The following is a 23,013-nucleotide window of genomic DNA, read 5'->3' as shown; positions in this document are numbered from 1 at the left end:
GTTCGATGACGGCGGACGTGGGCGGACACGGGGGCGGGGCCGGGGCCGGGGCCGGGGTCGGCACGGGAGCCGGTGCCGGTGCCGAGCGGGTGGCGGCGCTGGCGGCCGGGCTGCGCGAGGAGCGCGTCGACCACCGCTTCAAGGGGCTGCCGCCGGACGCCGAGGGGCTGACCGTCGGCGAGCTGGCCGACCAGCGCCGCGGCCTCTTCGACGGCGGCTTCACCACGCCCGTCCTCGTCCTGTCCCAGGCCGCCCTCGCGCACAACCTCGACCTCCTGGAGCGGTACACCGCCCAACACGGCCTGTCCTTCGCCCCGCACGGCAAGACGTCCATGGCCCCGCAGCTCTTCGCCGACCAACTCGCGCGCGGCGCCTGGGGGATCACCGTCGCCGTACCCCACCAGGCGCGCGTGTGCCGGGCGTTCGGGGTGCCGCGGATCTTCATCGCCAACGAGGTCGTCGACCCGGTGGCGCTGCGCTGGATCGGCGGTCAGCTCGACGCCGACCCCGGCCTCACCGTCGTCACGTACGTCGACTCCGTGCGCGGTGTCGAGCTGATGGACGCGGCGCTGCGGGACGCCGGGACGCGGCGGCGGCTGGACGTCGTGGTCGAGCTCGCGGGCGGCGAGGGCGCCAGGACCGGTGTCAGGACCGAGGACGAGTGCGCGGCCGTCGCGGCGGCCGTCGCCGCGACCGGCACGCTGCGGCTGACCGGCGTCGCCGGGTACGAGGGCGAGGTGCCGGACGCCGACCCCGGGCGCGTACGTGCCTGGCTGCGGCGGCTGGTCGCGCTCGCCGGCGCCCTCGACGCCGACGGGCTCTTCGGGGGCGCCGAGCAGATCGTGGTCAGCGCCGGGGGCTCCGCCTGGTTCGACCTCGTCGCGGAGGTCTTCGCGGACGTGCCCGCGATGTCCCGGCCGGTCCTGAAGCTGCTGCGCTCCGGGGCGTACGTCACGCACGACGACGACCACTACCGGCGGCGCACGCCGTTCAACCGGGTCCCGGACGAGGGCGCCCTCGAACCGGCCTTCCGGCTCTGGGCCCAGGTCGTCTCCCGGCCGTCGCCCACCCAGGCGTTCCTCAACGCCGGGAAGCGCGACGCGCCGTACGATCTCGGGCTGCCGTCCGTCCAGACGGTTCGCGGCGCCGACGCCGGTCCGCGTCCGGCGCCGGACGGGCTCACCGTCACCGCCCTGTCCGACCAGCACACCTGGCTGGCCGTGCCCGCCTCCGACCCCCTCGCCGTCGGCGACTGGGTCGCCCTCGGCCTCTCCCACCCCTGCACCACCTTCGACAAGTGGCCCCTCATCCCGGTCACCGCCCCCGACGCCACCGTCCCCGCCTACATCCGCACCTTCTTCTAACCCACCCGCCCCCCCATGTCCTCAATCGCCGGACGGGCTGAAAGGGGTGTGCCGCGGCCCGCGCCGGAAGCGGTGCCCGAACGGGACGACTACCGGGTCCGAACCCTGGGCACGGGCGGCCGGTTGGGCGGGCGCGCCAGAAGCGCCGGACCAGCCCGTCCGGCGGTTGAGGGCCAGGCCCGGCGGTGATGAGTGGCAACCGTGACGACATGAAAGGCCCCGCCATGGATCTCGTGTTCCGCGACGCTCGCGTCATCGACGGAACGGGGGCGGCGTCGTATGTGGCGGACGTGGGGCTGGCGGGGGGCCGGGTCGGGGAGATCCGGCGGAAGGACGGGGGGCGGCGGCTCACGGCGAGACGGGTGGTGGACGCGGAGGGTCTGGCGCTGGCGCCGGGGTTCATCGACATGCATGCGCACAGCGACCTGGCGCTGTTGCGGGACCCGTCGCACGAGGCGAAGGCGGCACAGGGTGTGACGCTGGAAGTCCTCGGCCAGGACGGCCTGTCGTACGCGCCGGTCGACGACCGGACGTTGGCGCAGGTGCGGGCCCAGATCGCGGGGTGGAACGGCGACGGCTCGGACGTGGAGTTCGACTGGCGGAGCGTCGGCGAGTACCTGGACCGGCTGGACCGGGGCATCGCGGTCAACGCCGCGTATCTGGTGCCGCAGGGCACCGTGCGGATGCTGGCGCTGGGCTGGGAGGACCGCCCGGCCACGGCGGCGGAGCTGGCACGGATGAAGGAACTGGTCGCCGACGGCCTGGCCCAGGGCGCGGTGGGCCTGTCGTCGGGGCTGACGTACACACCGGGGATGTACGCGTCGGACGCGGAACTGACCGAGCTGTGCCGGGTGGTGGCGGCGTACGACGGCTACTACTGCCCGCACCACAGGTCGTACGGGGCGGGCGCGCTGCGGGCGTACGAGGAGATGGTGGCGCTCACCGAACAGGCGGGCTGCGCGCTGCACTTGGCGCACGCCACGATGAACTTCCCGGAGAACGAGGGCCGCGCCCCCGAACTGCTGGCGCTGCTGGACGCGGCCCTGGCCGCAGGCGCGGACATCTCGCTGGACAGCTACCCCTACCTCCCCGGCTCCACAACCCTCGTGGCGATGCTGCCCAGTTGGGCCACCGAGGGCGGCCCCGACGCGACGCTGGCCCGGCTGCGCGACGACGCGACGGCGGCGCGCATCCGCCGGGTGATGGAGGTGGACGGCGCGGACGGCAGCCACGGCGTCCCCGTCGACTGGTCGGTGATCGAGGTCGCCGGGGTGCGCGAGCGCTCGCTGGCCGCCCATGTCGGGCGCAGGATCGCGGACTTCGCGACCGCCCGGCGGCTCCTGCTGGAGGACCGGCTCGCCACCACGATCCTCCAGCACGTCGGCCACGAGGAGAACGTCCGGGCCATCATGCGGCACCGCGTGCACACCGGCGGCTCCGACGGCATCCTGCGCGGCGACAAGCCGCACCCGCGCGCGTACGGCACCTTCCCCGAGTATCTGGGCCGCTACGTCAGGGAGTTGGGGGTGCTGCCCCTTGAGGAGTGCGTGGCCCATCTGACCGGCAGGCCCGCCGCCCGGCTGCGGCTGCCCGATCGCGGCCTGGTCCGCGAGGGCTACCGCGCCGACCTGGTCCTGTTCGACCCGGCCACCGTCGCGGCCGGTTCCACGTACGACCGCCCCCGCACCCTGCCCACCGGTATCCCGTACGTCCTGATCGACGGCCGGTTCGTCATCGAGGACGCCCGTCGGACGGACGTGCTGGCGGGACGCTCGGTGCGGCGGACCGGGGCGCGGCGGACCGAGGCGCGGCGAACGGCTGGTCGGCGAACGGCCCGGGGATGAGGCCCCCTGGGGCGAGAGTCCCTGAGGTGAGGGTCTCGGCGATCGCCGGTACGGCGGTCAGGTCGTCGGTGATGACCGCCTCCAACGCCCCGGCGGCGGCCCGGTCGTTGGGCGTGATCCGCCCGGAGTAGAAGATCACCGGACCCGCGTAGCCGCGTGACCTCACACCGCGTACCAGCGCGAAGCCCTTGGCGGGCTCGTCCGCGAAGCCCGCGTGGCAGAGCAGCAGGGCGGGGCGGTGTTCGGCGAAGATCTGGACGAGTTCGGCTTCCGTGTCGGCGGGGAGCACGGCGGAGCTCACCGTCAGCAACTGGGCGATGGCACGGCCTCTGCCCCGCGCGAAGCCCGCCGCCACCGCGAGCGCGAACGTACGCTCCGGCGTCCCGGCCGGGTAGCCGGAACCCTGTTGCGGCGCGTGCCAGGCCGGTGCGTCGGCGCCGTATCCGGCCAGTTCCGGGTCGTCGAGCGCGGGGCTCACCGACTGCGGCCGCTCCAGCGGATCCGGCTCGTACGGCGACCCGTCACCGCGCGGGTAGCCGTAGCCGTACCCCGGCGCGTACCCCTGCACGGGCCCCTGCCCGTACCCCGGCACGGGCCCCGGGTACGGCGGCGTGCCGACCCCCGTATCGCCGTAGTCGACCGACGATCCGCTCGGCCCCGGTGACGCCACCGGGTCCCCGGCCGGTTGCGGCCCGGCCCCGGGCTGCGGCGCGGTCTCCCACGGACCGGCCAGCGGCGGATACGGCGCCGCCTCGCCGTCCTCGGTGCCCTGCCGCAGCCGTCGCAGCACCAGTTCGGACTCGGGCAGCGCCACCAGGTCCTCGACCAGGGAGACGAAGGCGGGGTCGCCCGCCAGGTCGGGGAAGCCGACCGGGAGCTGGGCTTCGAGGTCGGCGAGGACCGTGCCGTGGTCCTCGTGCCCGTGCAGCGGCGGCAGGGAGTGGGCGCGCAGGAAGTCGGCGACCATCGGCCGGTCGGGGTCGGCGAGCGGCGCCGGGGACCACAGGCGGGTGCGGACCCGGCGGTAGGTGCGGAATTCGCGCACCACGTCGGCGTCGTCCCCGGGCCCGGCGGGCGCCGTCATCATGCGGTGGAAGTCGGGATAGAGGTACTGGAGCAGCAGGGTGCGGATGACGGCCTCGGGGCGGATGCCCGCCCAGACCGGGTTGAGGCTCGCCTCCAACAGCAGGCCGTTGAGCAGGCGTTTGACCCGGCGCGGGTTGCGGGCGGCGCGGTAGGCGAGGAGTTCGACCAGGTGCGGGTCCAACAGGTGGTCGATACCGGCCAGTTCGGCGCAGGAGCGGACGTACGCCTGGATCTCCCGGCCGCTGGGCGCGGGGATGCGGTAGCTGGTCTGGAAGATCTTCTCCACGAAGGCGGCCCCGGCGGGCGAGAGATCGGGCAGCAGTCCGCCGGGGCCGATCGCGGCGCGGTCGCAGCCGATGACGAAGGCGAGGCCCGGCACGTCGAGGTAGACCTTCACGGCCTCGCAGACGGCGAGGAAGGTCTGCTCCGAGCAGCGGTCGAGGTCGTCGATGAAGATGACGAGGAGTTTGCCGCCGGGCGCGGAGCCGCGCGTCGCGGTCCACTCGCCGACCATGTCGCGCAGCGCGTCCCGCATGCCGTTGCGGGCGCCCGCGTCGACCGACAGGCGCTTCCACAGCTCGTCGACCATGCCCGCCACGCCGAGCGGCCCGGCGGCGACGACGGTCAGCGCCCGTAACAGGCCCATCAGGGCGCCGCCGGCCCTGATCCGGCGCAGGGCGCGCCGCAGGATGCTGGGGTCGACCTGGTTGAGCACCGATTTGATGAGCCCTTCGAGGGCGTCGCCGCCGGTCGAGGTCCAGGCGTTGTACCAGACGGTGTGCACGTCGGGGAACCGCTGGAGCCGTACGTCGACCAGCCGCATCAGGCTGCTCTTGCCCATCCCCCATCCGGCGTCCACCGCGAGGGTGAAGGGCGTGGCGTCGCGCGAGGCCACCAGCAGTCCGGTGAGCTGCGCCGCCGCCCGGTTGGCGCCGAGCAGGTCGCGCGTCTCGTCGGCCACGGGTTCGTCGTTGAGCAGAGCGAACGCGGGCGGGGTCACCGGCGGGTACGAGGACCCGTACGGGGATGCGTACGGCGTCGCGTAAGGCGTCGCGTACGGCGACATGGGCGGCGGTCCGGCCGCTGGGGAGGACACCGTCCAAGTCTGGCAGCCGCGCCCCCGGGTCCGCCGGTACGTGGCGGAAAACACCGAGCGGTCCGCGTGACGTGGCCGTAAGGTGACCGGCATGCAGGTGATCCAGTCCACGAAGCTCGCCAACGTCTGCTACGACATCCGGGGCCCGGTCCTCGAAGAGGCCATGCGGCTTCAGGCGGCGGGTCACCGCATCCTGGAGCTGAACACCGGGAATCCGGCGCCGTTCGGGTTCGAGTGCCCGCCGGAGATCCTGGAGGACATGCTCAGGTCGCTGGGGACGGCGCACGGGTATGTGAACTCCAAGGGCATCCTCCCGGCGCGCCGCGCGGTGATGCAGCACTACCAGACCAAGGGCATCGACCTGGACGTCGAGGACGTCTACCTCGGCAACGGGGTGTCGGAGCTGATCCAGATGTCGATGCAGGCGCTGCTCGACGACGGTGACGAGGTGCTGGTGCCCGCGCCGGACTACCCGCTGTGGACGGCGTCGGTCTCGCTGTCCGGCGGCACGGCCGTGCACTACCGCTGCGACGAGCAGGCGGAATGGCAGCCGGACCTCGCCGACATCGAGCGGAAGATCACCGACCGCACCAAGGCGATCGTGATCATCAACCCGAACAACCCGACCGGCGCCGTGTACGACGACGAGATGCTGCGCGGCATCGCCGAGATCGCCCGCAGGCACCGGCTGATCGTCTGCGCCGACGAGATCTACGACAAGATCCTGTACGACGACGCGACGCACACCCCCTTCGCCGCCATCGCCCCCGACCTGATGACCCTGACCTTCAACGGTCTGTCGAAGGCGTACCGGGTGGCGGGCTTCCGCAGCGGCTGGCTCGCGGTCTGCGGCCCCAAGGACCACGCGACCAGCTACATCGAGGGCCTGACGATCCTGGCGAACATGCGGCTGTGCGCGAATGTGCCCGCGCAGCACGCCATCGCCACCGCCCTCGGCGGGCGCCAGTCCATCAAGGACCTCGTCCTGCCCGGCGGCCGGCTGACCGAGCAGCGCGACGCGGCGTACGCGGCCCTGACCGCCATCCCCGGCGTCACCTGCGTGAAGCCCAAGGGCGCCCTCTACGCCTTCCCGCGCCTCGACCCCAAGGTGCACAAGATCAAGGACGACCAGCAGATGGTCCTCGACCTCCTGCGGGCCGAGCGCATCCTCGTCGTCCAGGGCACCGGCTTCAACTGGCCCGACCCCGACCACTTCCGCCTCGTCACCCTCCCCGCCAAGGAGGACCTGACGGACGCGGTCACCCGCATCGGCGACTTCCTGGGCGGCTACAGCCAGGTGCCGTAAGAGGTACGGCGTCCGGGAGGGGTACGGCGAAGGAGCGCGGGAGGTCACCGCGAAGGGGCGCGGGCGATCCGCGCCCCCCACGTCAGCCCAGGCGCGCCACCAGGGACTCGTACTCGTCCCACAGCTCGCGCGGGGTGTGGGTGCCGAAGGTTTCGAGGTGGGCGGGGATGAGGGCGGCTTCCTCTTTCCAGACCTCGCGGTCGACGGACAGCAGCAGGTCGAGGTCGTCCTGGGAGATGTCGAGCCCCTCGGTGTCGAGGTCGCCGGGGGCCGGCAGGATGCCGATGGGGGTCTCGACGCCCTTGGCCTCGCCGTTGAGGCGTTCGACGATCCACTTCAGGACCCGGCTGTTCTCGCCGAAGCCCGGCCAGACGAAGCGCCCGGCGGCGTCCTTGCGGAACCAGTTGACGTAGTAGATCTTCGGCAGCTTGGCGGCGTCGTGCGTCTTGCCGAGCGAGACCCAGTGGCCGAAGTAGTCGCCCATGTTGTAGCCGCAGAACGGCAGCATCGCGAAGGGGTCGCGGCGCAGTTCGCCGACCTTGCCCTCGGCGGCGGCGGTCTTCTCGCTGGCGACGTTGGCGCCGAGGAAGACGCCGTGCTGCCAGTCGAAGGACTCGGTGACCAGCGGTACGGCCGAGGCGCGGCGTCCGCCGAAGAGGATCGCGGAGATCGGGACGCCGCGCGGGTCCTCCCACTCGGGCGCGATGATCGGGCACTGCGCGGCGGGGACGGTGAAGCGGGCGTTGGGGTGGGCGGCGGGCGTGCCGGACTGCGGCGTCCAGTCCTGGCCCTTCCAGTCCGTGAGGTGCGCGGGCGGCTCCTCGGTCATGCCCTCCCACCACACGTCGCCGTCGTCGGTGAGGGCGACATTGGTGAAGACGGAGTTGCCGTACATCGTCTTCATCGCGTTGGAGTTGGTGTGCTCTCCGGTGCCGGGCGCCACGCCGAAGAAACCGGCCTCGGGGTTGATGGCGTACAGGCGGCCGTCCTCGCCGAAGCGCATCCAGGCGATGTCGTCGCCGATGGTCTCGACGGTCCAGCCGGGGACGGTGGGCTCCAGCATCGCGAGGTTGGTCTTGCCGCAGGCCGAGGGGAACGCGGCGGCGACGTACTTGACGGCCTCGGGTCCTCCCTTGGGCGGGGTGAGCTTGAGGATCAGCATGTGCTCGGCGAGCCAGCCCTCGTCGCGGGCCATGACGGAGGCGATGCGCAGCGCGTAGCACTTCTTGCCGAGCAGGGCGTTGCCGCCGTAGCCGGAGCCGTAGGACCAGATCTCGCGGCTCTCGGGGAAGTGCGAGATGTACTTGGTGGTGTTGCACGGCCACGGCACGTCGGCCTGGCCCTCTTCGAGCGGGGCGCCCAGGGTGTGCACGGCCTTGACGAAGAAGCCGTCGGTGCCCAGTTCGTCCAGCACGGCCTGACCCATCCGGGTCATGGTGCGCATGGAGACGGCGACGTACGCGGAGTCGGTGATCTCCACGCCGATGGCGGACAGCGGTGAGCCGACCGGGCCCATGCAGAAGGGCACGACGTACATCGTGCGGCCCTTCATCGAGCCGCGGAAGACGCCCTTGTCGCCGGTGAAGATCTCCCGCATCTCGGCGGGGGCCTTCCAGTGGTTGGTCGGGCCCGCGTCCGCCTCGTTCTCCGAGCAGATGAAGGTCCGGTCCTCGACCCGCGCCACGTCCGAGGGGTCGGAGGCCGCGTAGTACGAGTTGGGGCGCAGGGTCGGGTCGAGCTTGGTGAAGGTGCCCTTGGCGACGAGTTCTCCGGCCAGGCGGTGGTACTCCGCCTCCGAGCCGTCGCACCACACGATCTCGTCGGGCTGGGTGAGTTCGGCGATCTCGCCGACCCAGCGGGTCAGTTCCTGATGGTTGGTGGGAGCCGCAATACCGCGCGCCACGATCGCTCCGTCCCGCCGGGTCCGCACAGAACCGGCGTCACAAATTGAGGGTTTGGTTCTCGGCCCCTTGGGGGCTGCGGCCCGGACGCGTTCGTGGAGTGCTCATCCGGTACCGACCGCACTCATATGAGTGTGGGCCCCGTCAAATGATTCTGTCCAGGGCGCCGCGAGTGAGCATCACCACTCCGGGAGTGTCCCGCGCCACCTTTAAATCTACTAACAGGTAACTTACGCGACCGTAGGTAGGATTGACGGCATGGTCCTTGGCAACGACACTTCAGAGGTGTCCCCCATCGTCGACGGCGTCGACTTGCCGATCCCCGTGAAACCCAAGCTCAGAGGGTGGTTGCACGCGGGGATGTTCCCCGCCGTGCTCGTCTCGGGAGTCGTGCTCACCGCCTTCGCCCAGAGCACCAGGGGACGGATCGCCTGCGGCGTCTTCACCGTGACCGCGTGCGCGCTGTTCGGCGTGAGCGCGCTCTACCACCGGGGCAACTGGGGCCCTCGGGGCGAAGCGATTTTGCGACGACTTGACCATGCGAACATCTTCCTGATCATCGCGGGCACGTACACGCCGCTGGCGATCCTGCTGCTGCCGGGCGACACCTCGAAGGCGCTGCTGTGGGTCGTCTGGGCGGGCGCGCTCGCCGGAATCGCCTTCCGCGTCTTCTGGGTCGGCGCCCCGCGCTGGCTCTACACCCCGTGCTACATCGCGCTCGGCTGGGTCGCGGTCTTCTTCCTGCCGGACTTCCTGCGGACCGGCGGCGTGGCCGTCATGGTCTGCGTCATCGTCGGCGGCCTGCTCTACAGCGGCGGCGCCGTCGTCTACGGCTTCAAGCGGCCGAATCCGTCACCGCGTTGGTTCGGCTTCCACGAGGTCTTCCACTCCTTCACGCTGGTCGCCTTCATCGTCCACTACGTCGGCATCTCGCTGGTCGCCTACCAGCACGCGTAAATCCGCCGGGCCGCAGCCGCCCGCCCCCTCACCCACCCGCGCCCGTCCCCACGGGGGCGGGTTTTTTCGTACGCCCGCACGTCGGCGCGCGCCCGCGGGTGAGTGAGGGCGCGTACGCCGGTGCGTACGCGTACGCCGACACCCATCCGCGGACGCGCCCGCCCGCACGGGTTCCCATGCGGCGATCTGACAGCTACTCTTTTTTAGGAGTCACTCTCATTTGACACAGACCTTCAGGAGCCGTCATGGCAACCTCTTCCTCCCCGGCCCCGCCCCCGGCGGACGCGCAAGCCCCGCCGCAGGCGGACCCGCGGCGCTGGCTGGCACTGCTCGCGATCATCGCCAGCGTCCTCGTCCTCAGCTTCGACACGACGATCCTCAACGTGGCGCTGCCGACGATGTCCGCGCAGATCGGCGCCGACACCGGCGACATGCAGTGGATCGTGGACTCGTACACCGTCGTCTTCGCCGCCGCGATGCTCCCGGCGGGCCTGCTGGGCGACCGGTTCGGACGGCGCCGGATGCTGGTCACGGGCCTCGTCGTGTTCCTGGCCGGATCGATGCTCGGCGTGCTGGCGCACAGCCCGGGACCGGTGATCGCCGCCCGTACGGTGATGGGCGTCGGCGGGGCCTTCATCATGCCGCTGGCGCTGTCGGTGCTGCCGTCGATGTTCAGCGGGCAGGAGCGCTCGCGGGCGGTCGCGATCGTGTCCACCGCGATGGCGCTCGGCATGCCGCTCGGCCCGATCATCGGCGGCACGCTGCTCGAACACTTCTGGTGGGGCTCGGTCTTCCTGATCAACATCCCGCTGGTCGGCCTGAGCGTCGTCGCCTGCATGACGCTGCTGCCCGAGACCCGCGACCCCGCCGCGCCCCGGGTGGACGTCCCCAGCACGGTGTTCGCCGCCGGGGGCCTCGGCGCCCTGGTCTTCGGCATCATCGAAGCGCCCGACCGGGGCTGGGGCGACCCGCTGGTGCTGCTGATGCTCTTCGGCGGGGTCGCGCTGATCGCCGGGCTGGTGCTGCGCGAGCGCGGGGTGAGCAGGCCGATGCTCGACCTGACCCTGCTGCGGCAGCGCGGCTTCGTGTGGAACGCGGTCGCCGCCACCCTGGTCACCTTCATCCTCACCGGGCTGCTCTTCGTCCTGCCGTCCTACCTCCAGACCTCCCTGGGCTACGACGCGTTCGGCACCGGTCTGCGGCTGCTGCCGATGATGGGCGGGCTGATGTTCGCCGCCCGCGCGGGCTCCCCGCTGGTCAAGCGGTTCGGCCCGCGGCCGGTGATCGTCGGCGGACTCGCCGTCCTGGCGGGCGCGGCCTTCCTCGGCAGCACCACGCGCGTCGGTGACGGTTACGGCGTCACCGCGCTGTGGCTGTCGATCGCCGGGCTCGGCTTCGGCCTCGCCATCGTGCCCGCCATGGACAGCGCGCTCGGCGCGCTCCCCCGCGAGCGCGCGGGCAGCGGCTCGGGACTGCTCCAGACGCTGCGGCAGACCGGCGGCGCGATCGGCGTCGCCATCCTCGGCAGCGTCCTCGCCGCCGGGTACACCGGACGGCTGGACACCGGCGGCCTGTCCTCGGCCGCCGCGCACACCGCCAAGGACTCCGTCGTCGGCGCCCACGCCGTCGCCGCCTCCCTGGGCGACCGCGCGCTGGCCACCGCAGCCGACGCCGCGTACCTGCACGGCATGAGCGTCGTCCTCACCGTCTGCGGTGTCGCGTCCCTGGTGGCCGCCGCGCTGGTGGCGGCCTTCCTGCCGAACCCGCGCACCGGGAAAGCGACGGAGGGGGGCGCGGCCGACCGGGGCGCGAAGGGGTCTGGAGACGGGTCCGGGTCCGGGTCCGGGTCTGGAGACGGGTCCGGATACGGGTCCGGGTCCGGGAGCGACGCCGCGCCCGGCATCGTGTCCGGTGCCGTGACCGGCTCCGTGACCGGCTCCGACACCCGCGCCGGGGCATCGCTGCCCGTGGCAGAACGCACCACGGATGCCGGACAATGAGGCCATGTCCCCTCGCTCCAGCGGCATCATCCCGGCGAAGACCGGTCTGCGCGAACGCAAGAAGGCCCAGACCCGCCAGGCCATCCGCGCCGCCGCCTACCGGCTCTTCGCCGAGCAGGGGTACGACGCCACCCCCGTCGACCAGATCGCGGCCGAGGCGGACGTCTCGCCGAGCACCGTCTTCCGGTACTTCCCCACCAAGGAGGACATCGTCCTCACGGACGAGTACGACGCGGGCATGGCCGAGATGCTGCGGTCCCGGCCCGCCGAGGAGTCACCGCTGACGGCGCTGGAAATGGTCATGCACGAATCGCTCAGCCTGCTGCTCCAGGACCCCGAGGGCCAGGCCGAGATGGTTCAGCGTGAGGAACTGGTCCGCGACGTCCCCGCCATCCGCTCCCGCTCGCACGAAACCATGTCGGAGACCGGTCGGCTGCTCGGCGGCATCATCGCCGAGCGGTCCGGCCGCTCGGCCGACGACCTCGAAGTACGCGTCTTCACCGCCGCCGTCTTCAGCGTCATCCACGAGACGACGATGTACTGGGTCGAACAGGGCCGCACCGAAGACCTCCTCCCCCTCCTCGACCGCGCCCTCGGCCTGCTGCGCGGTGGCCTGGAGTTCTGACCCCGCGCGCCTCCCCCGGCACCAGGCCCCATGACCGAGCCCCCAGCCCCCACCGGCCGGTGACCCGGCCACCACCGATCCGCCCCGCCGGGACGGCCGGTGACCCGCGGGAGCGTCGTGGCTGGGCGCGCACCCCCGCAGGGGGGCCGGCTAGCTCGGGCGGGGTCCGGTCCACACGTCGGAGCGGAGCTGCGAGCGCAGGGTGCGGGCGTCGGACGTCGGCGCGTCGCAGACGAAGTTGCGGCAGACGTACGCGGCGGCCTGCCCGGCGCGCGTCGGCCGGGCGTGCAGCAGCGGGAATTCCGTACTGCCCTCCTCGCCGACCGCGACCACGGCGCCGGGCGCGGCGCCGAGCAGCGCGGTGAGGTGGAGTTCGTCGGTCAGGGGATCGCCGACCGCGCCGACGACGGCGACCTCGCGCGGCCCGTCGAGCGCGGCCTCGGCGACGGCCAGACCCCAGCCGACGAACCGCGGCGCGCGGGAGGCGAGCGCGCCGACGACACCCAACGCCCTTTCCGCGGCGGTGCGGTGGGCGTCGGAGCCGGTGTGGGCGGCGTACGTGAGCAGCGCACCCGCGGCGGCCGTCCAGCCGGACGGCGTCGCGTTGTCGGTGGGGTCCTGCGGGCGGCGGATCAGGGTCTCGGCGTCGTCGGCGGTGTCGTACAGCCCGCCGTCGTCCGCGGTGAAGTGGACGATGACGGAGTCGAGCAGCAGCCCGGCGAAGTCCAGCCATACGCCCTCGCCGGTCACCGACGCGAGCGCCAGGAAGCCCTCGGCGACATCGCCGTAGTCCTCCAGCACACCGTCGTTGGCCCCGGCGACGCCGTCGCGCGAGGTGCGCGAGAGCCGTCCGCGCTCGTCCATGTGGACGCGTACGAGCAGGTCGGCCGCGTCGACCGCGGCCTGTACGAGGTCGGGCCTGTCGAAGTAGGCCCCGGTCTCGGCGAGCGCGGCGATGGCCAGGCCGTTCCAGGCGGCGACCACCTTGTCGTCACGCCCCGGACGGGGGCGCGACGCGCGGGCGGTGAGCAGCCGTTCGCGTACGGAGGCGACCCGGTCGGCGTCCACCACGCCGTTGCCCTGCGGGAGTTGGAGTACGGAGGCGCCCTCCTCGAAGGTGCCCTCCTCGGTGACGCCGAAGTAGCCCGCCGCGAACTCCCCGTCGGCCGAGCCCAGTACCTCGGTGAGCTGCGCGGGCGTCCACGCGTAGTAGGCGCCTTCGGCGTGCTTGCCGGTGCCGTCGTCGCTGTCGGCGTCCAGCGCGGACGCGAACCCGCCCTCGTCCGTGGCCAGTTCGGCGATCATGAAGTCCGCGGTCTCCAGCGCGACGCGGCGCGCGAAGTCGGAGCCGGTGGCCCGCCACAGGTGCGCGTACACGCGGGTGAGCAGCGCATTATCATAAAGCATTTTTTCGAAGTGCGGCACGCTCCACGTGCGGTCGACCGCGTACCGGGCGAAGCCGCCGCCGAGTTGGTCGTAGATCCCGCCGCGCGCCATCGCCTCGCAGGTGTCGCGGGCCATCTGCAACGCGCCCTCGGCGCCGGTCCGCGCGTGGTGCCGCAGCAGGAACTCCAGCGCCATGGACGGCGGGAACTTCGGCGCCCCGCCGAACCCGCCGCGCCGCGCGTCGTATTCACGGGTCAGCCCGAGCAGCGCCGCCGACAGTTCGCCTTCACCCGGATGGACGGCCGCGCCGTACGCGTCGGCCCGCTCGGCCAGGTCCCGGACGATCCGCGTCGCGACATCCGCGACCTCCTCGCGCCGGTCACGCCACGCCGCGACGACGCCCTCCAGCACGTCCCGGAAGCCGGGCATCCCCTGCCGCGCGGCCGGCGGGAAGTACGTACCGAAGTAGAACGGCTCGCCCTCCGGCGTCAGAAACACCGTCATCGGCCAGCCGCCCTGGCCGGTGGCCGCCTGCACGGCCTCCATGTACACGGCGTCGACGTCCGGCCGCTCCTCGCGGTCCACCTTCACCGACACGAAGTGCTCATTGAGGTACGCGGCCGTCACCTCGTCCTCGAAGGACTCGTGCGCCATCACATGGCACCAGTGGCACGCGCTGTACCCCACGCTCAGCAGCACCGGCACACCGCGCTTGCGCGCCTCCGCGAACGCCTCCGCCCCCCACGGCCACCAGTCCACGGGATTCGCGGCGTGCTGGAGAAGATAGGGCGAGGTCGCGTCGGCAAGACGGTTCATGCGAACCAGCGTCTCACGCGGCTCAGCCCCGAGAACTCACACGGGCCGACTGCGCCGTGGTCCGCCGACGGCAGTCGACCAGGTAAATCCAAATTAAATGACAATACGATGATGCTACGTTCCAGTGAATCGGCTCAGGAGAGCTTCGTTCACTGGAGGTAAACGGGATGGCGGTCGGGAGCGGCTGGAAGCCGCTGGAGGCGTTCTGGTCCGTACAGCGTCTGGTGCGGGACCGCCATCAGTTGGTCCGGAAGATCAGCGAGTGCTACACCGCCGCGCACCCGAAGGACAAGAAACCGAGCCCCTCGGATGTCAAGTCCTGGCGTGAGAGCGTCTACGAGCTGGCGACCACGCTGGACAACTTCGGGCTCGGCCAGGTGCGGATGTTCATCGAGTACCTCGCCGACGGTCAGATGAACCACATCGACGTCGTCCTCGCAGGACAGCATCCCTCGGGACGGCTGAGCTACGCGGTCATCGAGCTCAAGCAGTGGGGCAGCATCGAGCGTCCGACCGCGTCGAAGGCAGCCGGGCTCTGCGCCTCGTGCAGGGCGGAGGGGAACACCAAACTCTGCCAGCGCTGCGCCAGGGATCTGGTCTACGCGCCGTTCGCTGGGTACGAGAAGCACCTCAAGCATCCCGCTGTCCAGGTCGGCAACAACGTGGACGACCTGCGCAGGCACCACAGCATGTTCGATGATCGCTACGTCAATCTCGTGGGCGCGGCCTACCTGCACAACCTCATGGATCCGGAGCACCAGTGGATAAGCCAGGTGTCTCCTCGCCCAGGGATCCCCACGTTCACCGCACGGCAACCGGGGGACCTGGAGAAGTTCCTGACCGCGAACTTCAGCTCGGACTCCGGCGCGGAGGCCGCACAGGAGTTGCTCGGACGTCGACGCTCGACCAGCCTTCTGACTGACGAGACCGCAGCGATCGTCAACGGCCACACCCGGTTCAGTCTCGTCGAACACCAACTACGGGCGGTCCAGGCGATCGCCGATGCCGCGGCAGCCGTCGGGGCGCAGGGGGTGAAGAAGGCATTCGTCATCGAGGGACGTGCGGGCAGCGGCAAGTCACTCGTTGCGCTCACCGCGCTGGGAGAAGCGCTGCAAGCTGGACACTCTGCCGCCTTCGTTTCCGGTGGCATCGCCTCTCGCGACACCTTCAAGCGCGCTGCCAAGGGGTACCGGAAAGTCTTCAGGCCGCTGGTGCAGATTGCCGACAAGTTCGGGCCCGACGAGCTGGACCTGATCGTCTGTGACGAAGCCCACCGCCTCAGCCTGCGACCGAAGACCGGTTCCTTCGGGATGCGGCAGACAGGGCCGACCTCGGTGGAGGAAGTCGTCACCCACGCTCGCGTGCCGGTCTTCTTCATCGACGGGGATCAACGCCTCTTCGCGGAAGAGGTCTGGTCCCCTGAAAGACTCAAAAGCGAGCTCCGGAACCTCGGCGTAGAGATCGTGCCGATCAACCTGGACCGGGTACTCCGAACCGTCGGCAGCTCGACATACGACACCTGGGTCAGCCGGCTCATGGCCGGGGACCCCATCGCGTGGAGTCCTGACGACGCCACCGACCCTGAGCCTTTCGAGCTCTACTACGCTGACAGTGCTGCAGAGATGGAGTCCTTCCTCAAGGTCAAGGACCCGACGGGCGTGAGCGCCCGGATGACCGCCGGAATGTGCTGGGACTGGACCGACGACACCGGCACCTTCCCCGACGTCAGCCCCGATCCCGACTGGGCACGCCCTTGGAACGCCGGTGACAACCACAGCACCCAGGGAATACCCAAGCGAAAGTTCTGGGCGACAGATCCCGGAGGCTTCGGGCAGATCGGTTGCGTGCACACGGCCCAAGGGCTCGAGTACGAGTGGGGCGGCGTGATCATGGGCCCCGATCTCACGTGGGAGGACGGCACCTGGGTCGCCAACCGCGAGCACGTGAAGAGCAAGGCCTCACAGATCAAGGACGACACCGAACTCATCCGGGCGTTGCGCAATGCCTACGGCGTGCTGATGACCCGCTCCATCCGCGGCCTGGTGCTCTACTCGGTCGACCCCGCCATCAGGAAGCTCTTCGCCGACCTCGGCGTGCAGAAACTCTGATCCAGCCGTCTCCTGCCTGCCGGGCGGATGGCTTGCCATAGGCCCTCCGGTCCCAGCCGGATGATGCCAGCAAGGTACGACCGAACCCACTACTCGGTTGACGAGTTCACTGGCACCAGTGGCACGCGCTGTACCCCACGCTCAGCAGCACTGGCACACCGCGCTTGCGCGCCTCCGCGAACGCCTCCGCCCCCCACGGCCACCAGTCCACGGGATTCGCGGCGTGCTGGAGAAGATAGGGCGAGGTCGCGTCAGCCAACCGGTTCACGCGGCCTAGCCTCTCACAAAGCAAGGCCCGCGAGACGATCGCGCGCGGCGGCGGGAGGCTGTCGTTCGGGCATCTCGACGCACCGGGCGGGAGCGGGAGCGGGACCGGTGGGGACGGGGTCCGACGGGGGGCGGGGCGGTCAAGGGGCCGGGGGTGGGGCGATCTCCTGGAGGAGGGTCCCGACCAGGGACTTGATCTCGTCGCGGATCGGTCGCACGGCTTCGACGCCCTGGCCGGCCGGGTCGTCGAGCTTCCAGTCGAGGTAGCGCTTGCCGGGGAAGACCGGGCAGGTGTCGCCGCAGCCCATCGTGACGCACACGTCGGACTCGCGTACCGCGTCCACGGTGAGGATCTTCGGGGCCTCGGCGGAGATGTCGATGCCGACCTCGGCCATGGCCTGGACGGCGGCCGGGTTGACGGCGGCGCCCGGGTCGGACCCGGCGGAGCGGACCTCGACGCGGTCCCCGGCCAGGTGGGTGAGCCACGCGGCGGCCATCTGCGAGCGGCCGGCGTTGTGGACGCAGACGAACAGGACGGAAGGCTTGTCGGACATGGGGCTTCCCTGTTCCTTCCTCGGTTGAACGGCGTGATGGGACCGGCGTGGTGCAACGGGCGTGATGAGACGGGCGTGGTGCCACGGGCTCGGTGCGACGGCTTGACGGACGGATTCGCTGCGGCGACGTGGCGAGGCGAACGAACGATTCAGCCCGCGCTGGTATCAGCAGCGACTGGTGTGTGACAGTATCAGTCCATGCTGACATCAGTCGACACTGATCTGATGCGGGTGCTGGCCGACCCGCTCAGGCTCCGGATCGTGACCCTGCTCGCCCGCGAGACCCTGTGCACCACGCACCTGGTCGAGGAGACCGGAGCCAGGCAGACCAATCTCTCCAACCACATGAAGGTCCTGCGCGAGGCGGGCGTGGTGGACACCGAGCCCTGCGGCCGGTTCGTCTACTACAAGCTGCGCCCCGAGGTGCTGGCCGGACTGTCCGAGCGGTTCGCCGCGCTCGCGGAGTCCGCGCGTACCGCCGCCGAGAACAAGCGGGCGTGCCCGTGACCTCCGCGGAACCCCGGCCCGCGCCCTCCGCGCAGCCCCGACCCGTGACCTCGGCGGAACCCCGACCCGCGCCCTCCGCGGAACCCCGACCCGCGCCCTCCGCGGAACCCCGACCCGCGCCCTCCGCGGAGCCCGCCGCCGCCCGCCCACCGGGCGGCGGTCCGGCCCCGCGCGACTCGGTCGTCGGGAAGCTCTCCGCCCTGGACCGCTACCTCGCGGTCTGGATTCTGGCCGCGATGGGGGCCGGTCTGGGGCTGGGCCGCGCCGTCCCGGGGCTGAACGACGCGCTCGCGAAGACCGAGATCGGCGGGATCTCGCTGCCGATCGCGCTCGGCCTGCTCGTGATGATGTACCCGGTGCTGGCCAAGGTCCGCTACGACCGGCTCGACCGCGTCACCGGCGACCGGAAGCTGATGGCGTCCTCCCTGCTCCTCAACTGGGTCCTCGGGCCCGCGATCATGTTCGCGCTGGCCTGGCTCTTCCTGCCGGACCTGCCCGAGTACCGCACCGGTCTGATCATCGTGGGACTCGCCCGCTGCATCGCCATGGTCATCATCTGGAACGACCTCGCGTGCGGCGACCGCGAGGCCGCCGCCGTCCTGGTCGCGCTCAACTCGGTGTTCCAGGTGCTCGCGTTCGCGCTGCTGGGCTGGTTCTACCTCGACCTGCTGCCGCGTCTGCTCAACCTCGGCGACGGCCAGGGCCTGGACGTCTCCGCCTGGCACATCGCGCTGAACGTCGTCGTCTTCCTCGGCGTGCCCCTGCTCGCGGGGTTCCTCACGCGCCGCGTCGGCGAGCGGCGCGTGGGGCGCGAGCGGTACGAGAGCGCGTTCCTGCCGAGGATCGGCCCGTGGGCGCTGTACGGGCTGCTGTTCACGATCGTCGTCCTCTTCGCCCTCCAGGGCGGGACGATCACCTCGCGCCCGCTGGACGTCGTACGGATCGCGGCTCCGCTGCTGGTCTACTTCGCGGTCATGTTCTTCGGCGCCTTCCTCCTCGGCAAGGGTGTCGGTCTGGCCTACGACCGCACCGCGACCCTCGCGTTCACCGCGGCGGGCAACAACTTCGAGCTGGCCATCGCGGTCGCCGTCGCCACCTTCGGGGTCACCTCCGGCCAGGCGCTGGCCGGGGTCGTCGGCCCGCTGATCGAGGTCCCCGTCCTGATCGGCCTCGTCCACGTCGCGCTCGCCTGGCGCCGGAGGTTCACCGCCGACGCGCTGACGACGGCTGATTGACGCTGATTGACCTACGCCTTACGCGTCCTGGCCGCGGGGCCAGGTCCTGACGGGGGCGCTGCTGCGGCCGGCCCGGCCGCTCAGCTCGGCGTCGAGGGTCTCCTGGGCCACGCGCATGGCCTCGGCGTACACGGGGTCCTCCAGCCGCTTCCACATGTCGTCCGCGGAGACGTCCTCCACGCGGCTGACCACCCACCAGATGTTGCCGAAGGGGTCCTTGATCCGGCCGCCGCGCTGTCCGAAGGCGTCGTCGGCCAGCTCCGTGACGATACGGCCGCCGGCCGCGACGGCCCGCGCGAACGCCTCGTCGGCATCGGCGACAAACACGCGCAGCAGGCTCGGCACGACGGGCCAGTCCGCGTGCCGGTCGAAGGCCAGCACCACGGTGTCGCCGATACGGATCTCGCCGTGTCCGATCAGGCCGTCCTCCGTCGCCACCCGCCCGAGTTCCTCACCCCCGAACGCCGCGGCCACGAAGTCGAGGAACGCCCCCGTGTCGTCGGTGACCACCCAGGGCGCCACCGTGGTGTAGCCCTCGGGCGCGGCATTGGTCTTCTCGGGCATCGCGGTCCTTTCGCTGACATCGGTTGTCGACAGCGACGCTAGGCGCGATTGCGGTCAGTTCCGGTCCGCAACGGCGCAGCGGCGGTGCCGCGATCCGCCGATACCCCCGCCCGGGCCCGGTCGGTCACGGCCGGCCGGGGGCCAGGGCCGGCTCGGGGCTCGGGGTGAGGTCGCGGCGGGGCAGCAGGAGCGGGGTGGTCAGGATGAGCAGGCCCACGACCGTGAGGGCGGTGCGCGGGCCGGTGACGTCGGCGAGCAGCCCGGCGAGCGCGGTGAGGACGGCGATGGCCGTCTGCTGGCCGATCGACCAGGCCGACAGGGTCCGGGCGACGAGGTGCCGGGGGGTGTGTTCGAGCCGGTAGGTGGCGAGCACCGGTGTGTACAGGCTCATGTTGACGATGATCGCCAGCTCGACGGCGATCACGGTGAGCAGGCCGACGACGCCGGGCCGGACGAAGGCCAGCCCGATCAGCCAGACGGCGCGCAGGGTGCCGACGGTCCGGAAGACCCACTGCTGCCCGTGGCGGGCGACCACCCGGCGGGCCAGCCGCGAGCCGATGAGCCCGCCGACGCAGGGCGCGGCGAAGGCGAGGCCGTACTGCCAGGGCGGGAAGCCGAGTTGGCGCAGCAGGAGCACGGCGAGCAGCGGTTCTGTGGCCATGATCAGACCGCCGACGAGCAGCTGGTTGAGGTAGAGCGCCCGCAGGCCGGGGTGGCCCAGGAGGTGCCGCCAGCCGTCGAGCAGCGCGCCCGCCCGGGTCGTCGGTGTGCCGGTGGGCCGCGGCGCGTCCTCCCGGCCGCGGATCGCGGTGACGCACAGCGCGGAGCACAGGTAGCTGAGCGCGTCGGCCACGACGGTGACGACCGGCCCGAACAGGCCGATGGCCGCTCCGCCGAGCGGCGGCCCGACCGCGATGGAGCTCCAGTTCGTGGACTCGAAGCGGGCGTTGGCCACGAGCAGGTCGTCCGGCCGGACGAGCGCCTTGAGGTAGGCGCCGCTGGAGGCGTTGAAGGCGATCTTGGCCGCGGCGGACACGGCGGAGACCACGAGCAGGTGGACGAAGCTGAGCCAGCCGAGGGCGTACGCGGCCGGGACCGTCGCCATGACCGCGAACCGGGTCAGGTCCATCGCGACCATGACCGGGCGCTTGCGCCGGAACTCCACCCACGGCGCGAGCGGCAGCGCGATCAGCGCTCCCACCGCGGGCCCCACGGCGGACAGCGCGGACACCTCGGCGGGGCCCGCGTGCAGGGCCAGCACCGCGATCAGCGGCAGCGCGCCGAAGCCCAGCCCCGACCCGTAGGCGCTCACCGCGTACGCCGCCCACAGCCAGCCGAACGGCCGCCCCAGCGCTCTCCTGCCCCTCATGCGCGGCGCTCCCCCTTCGACGGGCCGACGTGGACCGGTGAGAGCTAAGCGAGCGGCACAACCGCAGGTCAAACAACCGCACCGCCCGCGATCCACAACCATTCGTTGTTCACTAAGGTGAATCGACGTGGACCTCGAAGCCGTACGCACCTTCGTCGCCGTCGCGGACGCGGGCCAGTTCCAGAAGGCCGCCGCCGACCTGTCGATCACCCAGCAGGCGGTCTCCAAGCGGGTCGCCGCGCTGGAACGCGCCCTGGGCATGCGGCTGTTCGCCCGCGCCCCGCGCGGCGCCGAACTCACCATCGACGGCCAGGCGTTCCTGCCCCACGCGCGCGAACTGCTGCGCGTCGCCGAACGCGCGGTCGCGTCCGTACGCCCCGGCCGCCGTCCGCTGCGCGTCGACGTGATGGCCTCGCGCGGCGCGCAGGCGGGCCTGATGCGCGGCTTCCACCGCGCGCACCCCGAGATCGACCTCGACGTGGTGATGCTGCTGGAATTCGGCACGGCCGTCGGCGCCGTCAGGTCCGGTGCGATCGACGCGACCTTCCGCGCCGTCGCCGCGCCCGGCCTGCCGCTTCCCGAGGACGTCGCGTCCGTACGGGTGCTCGACGAGCCGCTCCAGCTCCTCACCGGCCCGGCCCACGCGCTGGCGGGCGCCCGGTCGGTGACCGTCGAGCGGCTCGTGGGGCACCGGATCTGGATGCCCGGCATCGTCCCCGGCTCCGAGTGGGGTGCCTACTACGACGACCTCGTCGACGAGTTCGGCCTCACCATCGAGGCGACCGGCCCCAACTTCGGCTCCGACGCGCTTCTCGACACCCTCGCCGAGACCCCGGCGCTGGCCACCTTCATGGGCGAGCCCACCCGTCTCATCTGGCCCGCGGGCCACGGCCTGCGCCGTATCCCGGTGACCGACCCCACCCCCGTCTACCCGCACGCCCTCCTGTGGCACCGCGACAACCCCCACCCGGCGCTGACCGTTCTGCGCGCCCACCTCGCCGCCGCGGCGACCGCCCACGACGCCGCCGGGACCTGGCGCCCCGACTGGGTGATCCCCCCGTCTCCGGTGTCACCGCCGACGAACTCCGGGCCGGATGCGCCGGGTGGCGGCTGACGGACGTGACGCCCGGTGCGCGTCCGGTCCGGAAAGCCGGGGGTCGGCGCGTACGCTCATGGGCGGATGTTCCGGAAGTGGCGGAAGTGGTGCCAATGGCACCAGTGGCGCCAGCGGGAGCGGTGCCGGGTGAGCGTGAGGGGTGGTCGCGGATGGCGGGGCGGATTCGGGTGCTGCTGACGGCCGTACTGGTGGCCGTGACGGGGATCGTGACGGCGTCGGCACCGGCCTCCGCGGTGATCGGCGGGTCGAAGAGCACGTACGGGCCGTGGGCGGTGCGGATGTTCGTCGACGGGAAGCCGGTGTGCACCGGGACGGCCGTGACGCGCCGGTGGATTCTGACCGCCTCGCACTGCTTCTTCGAGCAGGCGCGGCCGGTCGCGGACAAGCGGATCACGTTCCGGGTGGGCAGCCTCGACGTCCGCAAGGGCACGACGGTCCGGCCGGTGCCCGGCGGGCGCGTGGGAAGCGCCGTCGCCGACATGATGCTGGTCGAGGTGCCGGCCATGAACGTCCGCACGGCGCGCCTGTCCACCGCGCCCGTCCGCCCCGGCCGGACCGTGCGGGTGTACGGGTGGGGCGCGACGTGCGCCGGGGACGAGAACTCCTGCCAGTCGCCGGTGCTCAAGCAGTCGCGGCTGCGGGTCGTCCGGCCGGACGACCCGCGGTGCGACGGCGCCACCGCGCCGGGCGGCTCGGACTTCTGCATGGTGAAGGTGTCCGGGATCCCCGCGGGCGGGGACTCCGGCGGACCGGTGATGAGCGTCGCCCCGCACGGCGCGGAAACCCTCCTCGGCGTCTTCGACGGCTCCGACCGGGAGAAGGTCGCCGAGGCCGGGGACGTCGGTCAGCAGCTCGCCTGGATCCGCTCGGTCACCCGCCGGTAGCCCCCACCGCCCGCCTCGATCCGCACC

Annotated in this window: 17 protein-coding genes and 1 pseudogene; 11 read left to right on the top strand and 7 right to left on the bottom strand. The window is 71.8% G+C overall.

The genetic code is table 11. From position 1 onward, the window contains the following. Positions 1 to 5 precede the first annotated feature (5 nt). Together ACIP4Z_RS28500 and ACIP4Z_RS28495 are read left to right on the top strand one after the other, a co-directional pair. A complete protein-coding gene (locus ACIP4Z_RS28500; protein WP_401312895.1) occupies positions 6 to 1,364 on the top strand; it encodes an alanine racemase in 1,359 nt (452 codons plus the stop codon). 224 nt (positions 1,365 to 1,588) lie between these two features. Further along, the gene (locus tag ACIP4Z_RS28495) at positions 1,589 to 3,208 is read left to right on the top strand and encodes an amidohydrolase family protein (protein WP_401312893.1); all 1,620 of its coding nucleotides are present in this window, start codon (positions 1,589 to 1,591) and stop codon (positions 3,206 to 3,208) included. Here ACIP4Z_RS28495 and ACIP4Z_RS28490 read toward each other — a convergent pair. After that, the gene (locus tag ACIP4Z_RS28490; RefSeq protein WP_401312890.1) at positions 3,096 to 5,390 is read right to left on the bottom strand and encodes a P-loop NTPase fold protein; all 2,295 of its coding nucleotides are present in this window, start codon (positions 5,388 to 5,390) and stop codon (positions 3,096 to 3,098) included. The two genes, ACIP4Z_RS28495 and ACIP4Z_RS28490, sit on opposite strands and share 113 nt — an antisense overlap. A gap of 91 nt (positions 5,391 to 5,481) precedes the next feature. On the opposite strand from ACIP4Z_RS28490, the gene ACIP4Z_RS28485 reads away from it, so the two are divergent. Further along, the gene (locus tag ACIP4Z_RS28485) at positions 5,482 to 6,696 is read left to right on the top strand and encodes an aminotransferase class I/II-fold pyridoxal phosphate-dependent enzyme (RefSeq protein ID WP_391127123.1); all 1,215 of its coding nucleotides are present in this window, start codon (positions 5,482 to 5,484) and stop codon (positions 6,694 to 6,696) included. 82 nt (positions 6,697 to 6,778) lie between these two features. Here ACIP4Z_RS28485 and ACIP4Z_RS28480 read toward each other — a convergent pair whose 3' ends face one another. Next, complete coding sequence (locus ACIP4Z_RS28480) at positions 6,779 to 8,599, bottom strand: phosphoenolpyruvate carboxykinase (GTP) (RefSeq protein ID WP_355347836.1); 1,821 nt, start codon at positions 8,597 to 8,599, stop codon at positions 6,779 to 6,781. Positions 8,600 to 8,855: 256 nt separating this feature from the next. Here ACIP4Z_RS28480 and ACIP4Z_RS28475 point away from each other — a divergent pair, with 256 nt between their 5' ends. The 3 genes from ACIP4Z_RS28475 (at position 8,856) to ACIP4Z_RS28465 (ending at position 12,179) form a co-directional block, all read left to right on the top strand. Next, on the top strand, positions 8,856 to 9,554 hold the full coding sequence (locus tag ACIP4Z_RS28475; protein WP_355347833.1) for a hemolysin III family protein: 699 nt from the start codon (positions 8,856 to 8,858) through the stop codon (positions 9,552 to 9,554). 245 nt (positions 9,555 to 9,799) lie between these two features. Continuing rightward, entirely contained in the window at positions 9,800 to 11,554 is a 1,755-nt protein-coding gene (locus ACIP4Z_RS28470; RefSeq protein ID WP_401312884.1) for an MFS transporter, read from the top strand. A gap of 4 nt (positions 11,555 to 11,558) precedes the next feature. Continuing rightward, a complete protein-coding gene (locus ACIP4Z_RS28465; RefSeq protein WP_401312881.1) occupies positions 11,559 to 12,179 on the top strand; it encodes a TetR/AcrR family transcriptional regulator in 621 nt (206 codons plus the stop codon). 150 nt (positions 12,180 to 12,329) lie between these two features. Here the strand turns inward: ACIP4Z_RS28465 and ACIP4Z_RS28460 are convergent, their stop codons facing one another. Continuing rightward, positions 12,330 to 14,381: a thioredoxin domain-containing protein gene (locus ACIP4Z_RS28460; protein WP_401312878.1), complete on the bottom strand. Its 2,052-nt coding sequence runs from the start codon at positions 14,379 to 14,381 to the stop codon at positions 12,330 to 12,332. Positions 14,382 to 14,548: 167 nt separating this feature from the next. Between ACIP4Z_RS28460 and ACIP4Z_RS28455 the strand changes: the two genes are divergently transcribed. Next, positions 14,549 to 16,489, top strand: a complete 1,941-nt coding sequence (locus ACIP4Z_RS28455; protein WP_355347819.1) for a DNA/RNA helicase domain-containing protein — start codon at positions 14,549 to 14,551, stop codon at positions 16,487 to 16,489. Positions 16,490 to 16,601: 112 nt separating this feature from the next. Here ACIP4Z_RS28455 and ACIP4Z_RS28450 read toward each other — a convergent pair. Next, a pseudogene (locus ACIP4Z_RS28450) lies at positions 16,602 to 16,757 on the bottom strand (DUF255 domain-containing protein); the annotation flags it as partial. Between the two features lie 139 nt (positions 16,758 to 16,896). Beyond that, positions 16,897 to 17,310, bottom strand: coding sequence for an arsenate reductase ArsC (locus ACIP4Z_RS28445; RefSeq protein WP_401312874.1), 414 nt, complete (start codon positions 17,308 to 17,310; stop codon positions 16,897 to 16,899). 198 nt (positions 17,311 to 17,508) lie between these two features. On the opposite strand from ACIP4Z_RS28445, the gene ACIP4Z_RS28440 reads away from it, so the two are divergent. Next, positions 17,509 to 17,817 (top strand): metalloregulator ArsR/SmtB family transcription factor, encoded by a 309-nt coding sequence (locus tag ACIP4Z_RS28440; protein ID WP_355350097.1) that lies wholly within the window; start codon positions 17,509 to 17,511, stop codon positions 17,815 to 17,817. Beyond that, the gene (gene arsB / locus ACIP4Z_RS28435) at positions 17,808 to 19,052 is read left to right on the top strand and encodes an ACR3 family arsenite efflux transporter (RefSeq protein ID WP_401312869.1); all 1,245 of its coding nucleotides are present in this window, start codon (positions 17,808 to 17,810) and stop codon (positions 19,050 to 19,052) included. Before ACIP4Z_RS28440 ends, arsB begins: the two co-directional genes overlap by 10 nt. Positions 19,053 to 19,070: 18 nt before the next feature. On the opposite strand, the gene ACIP4Z_RS28430 is transcribed toward arsB, so the two are convergent. Next, complete coding sequence (locus ACIP4Z_RS28430) at positions 19,071 to 19,616, bottom strand: VOC family protein (RefSeq protein ID WP_391049126.1); 546 nt, start codon at positions 19,614 to 19,616, stop codon at positions 19,071 to 19,073. 124 nt (positions 19,617 to 19,740) lie between these two features. Beyond that, on the bottom strand, positions 19,741 to 20,985 hold the full coding sequence (locus ACIP4Z_RS28425; RefSeq protein ID WP_401312865.1) for an MFS transporter: 1,245 nt from the start codon (positions 20,983 to 20,985) through the stop codon (positions 19,741 to 19,743). Positions 20,986 to 21,112: 127 nt separating this feature from the next. Here ACIP4Z_RS28425 and ACIP4Z_RS28420 point away from each other — a divergent pair, with 127 nt between their 5' ends. Together ACIP4Z_RS28420 and ACIP4Z_RS28415 are read left to right on the top strand one after the other, a co-directional pair. Then, positions 21,113 to 22,099, top strand: coding sequence for a LysR family transcriptional regulator (locus ACIP4Z_RS28420; protein ID WP_401312862.1), 987 nt, complete (start codon positions 21,113 to 21,115; stop codon positions 22,097 to 22,099). Positions 22,100 to 22,251: 152 nt separating this feature from the next. After that, positions 22,252 to 22,986, top strand: coding sequence for a trypsin-like serine protease (locus tag ACIP4Z_RS28415; RefSeq protein ID WP_391049122.1), 735 nt, complete (start codon positions 22,252 to 22,254; stop codon positions 22,984 to 22,986). Positions 22,987 to 23,013: the final 27 nt, after the last annotated feature.

The organism is Streptomyces sp. NPDC088910, assembly GCF_044749865.1.
Classification (GTDB): Bacteria; Actinomycetota; Actinomycetes; order Streptomycetales; family Streptomycetaceae; genus Actinacidiphila.
The sequence above is the reverse complement of the archived record's forward strand: the minus strand, read 5'-3'. Positions and strand labels throughout refer to the sequence as shown.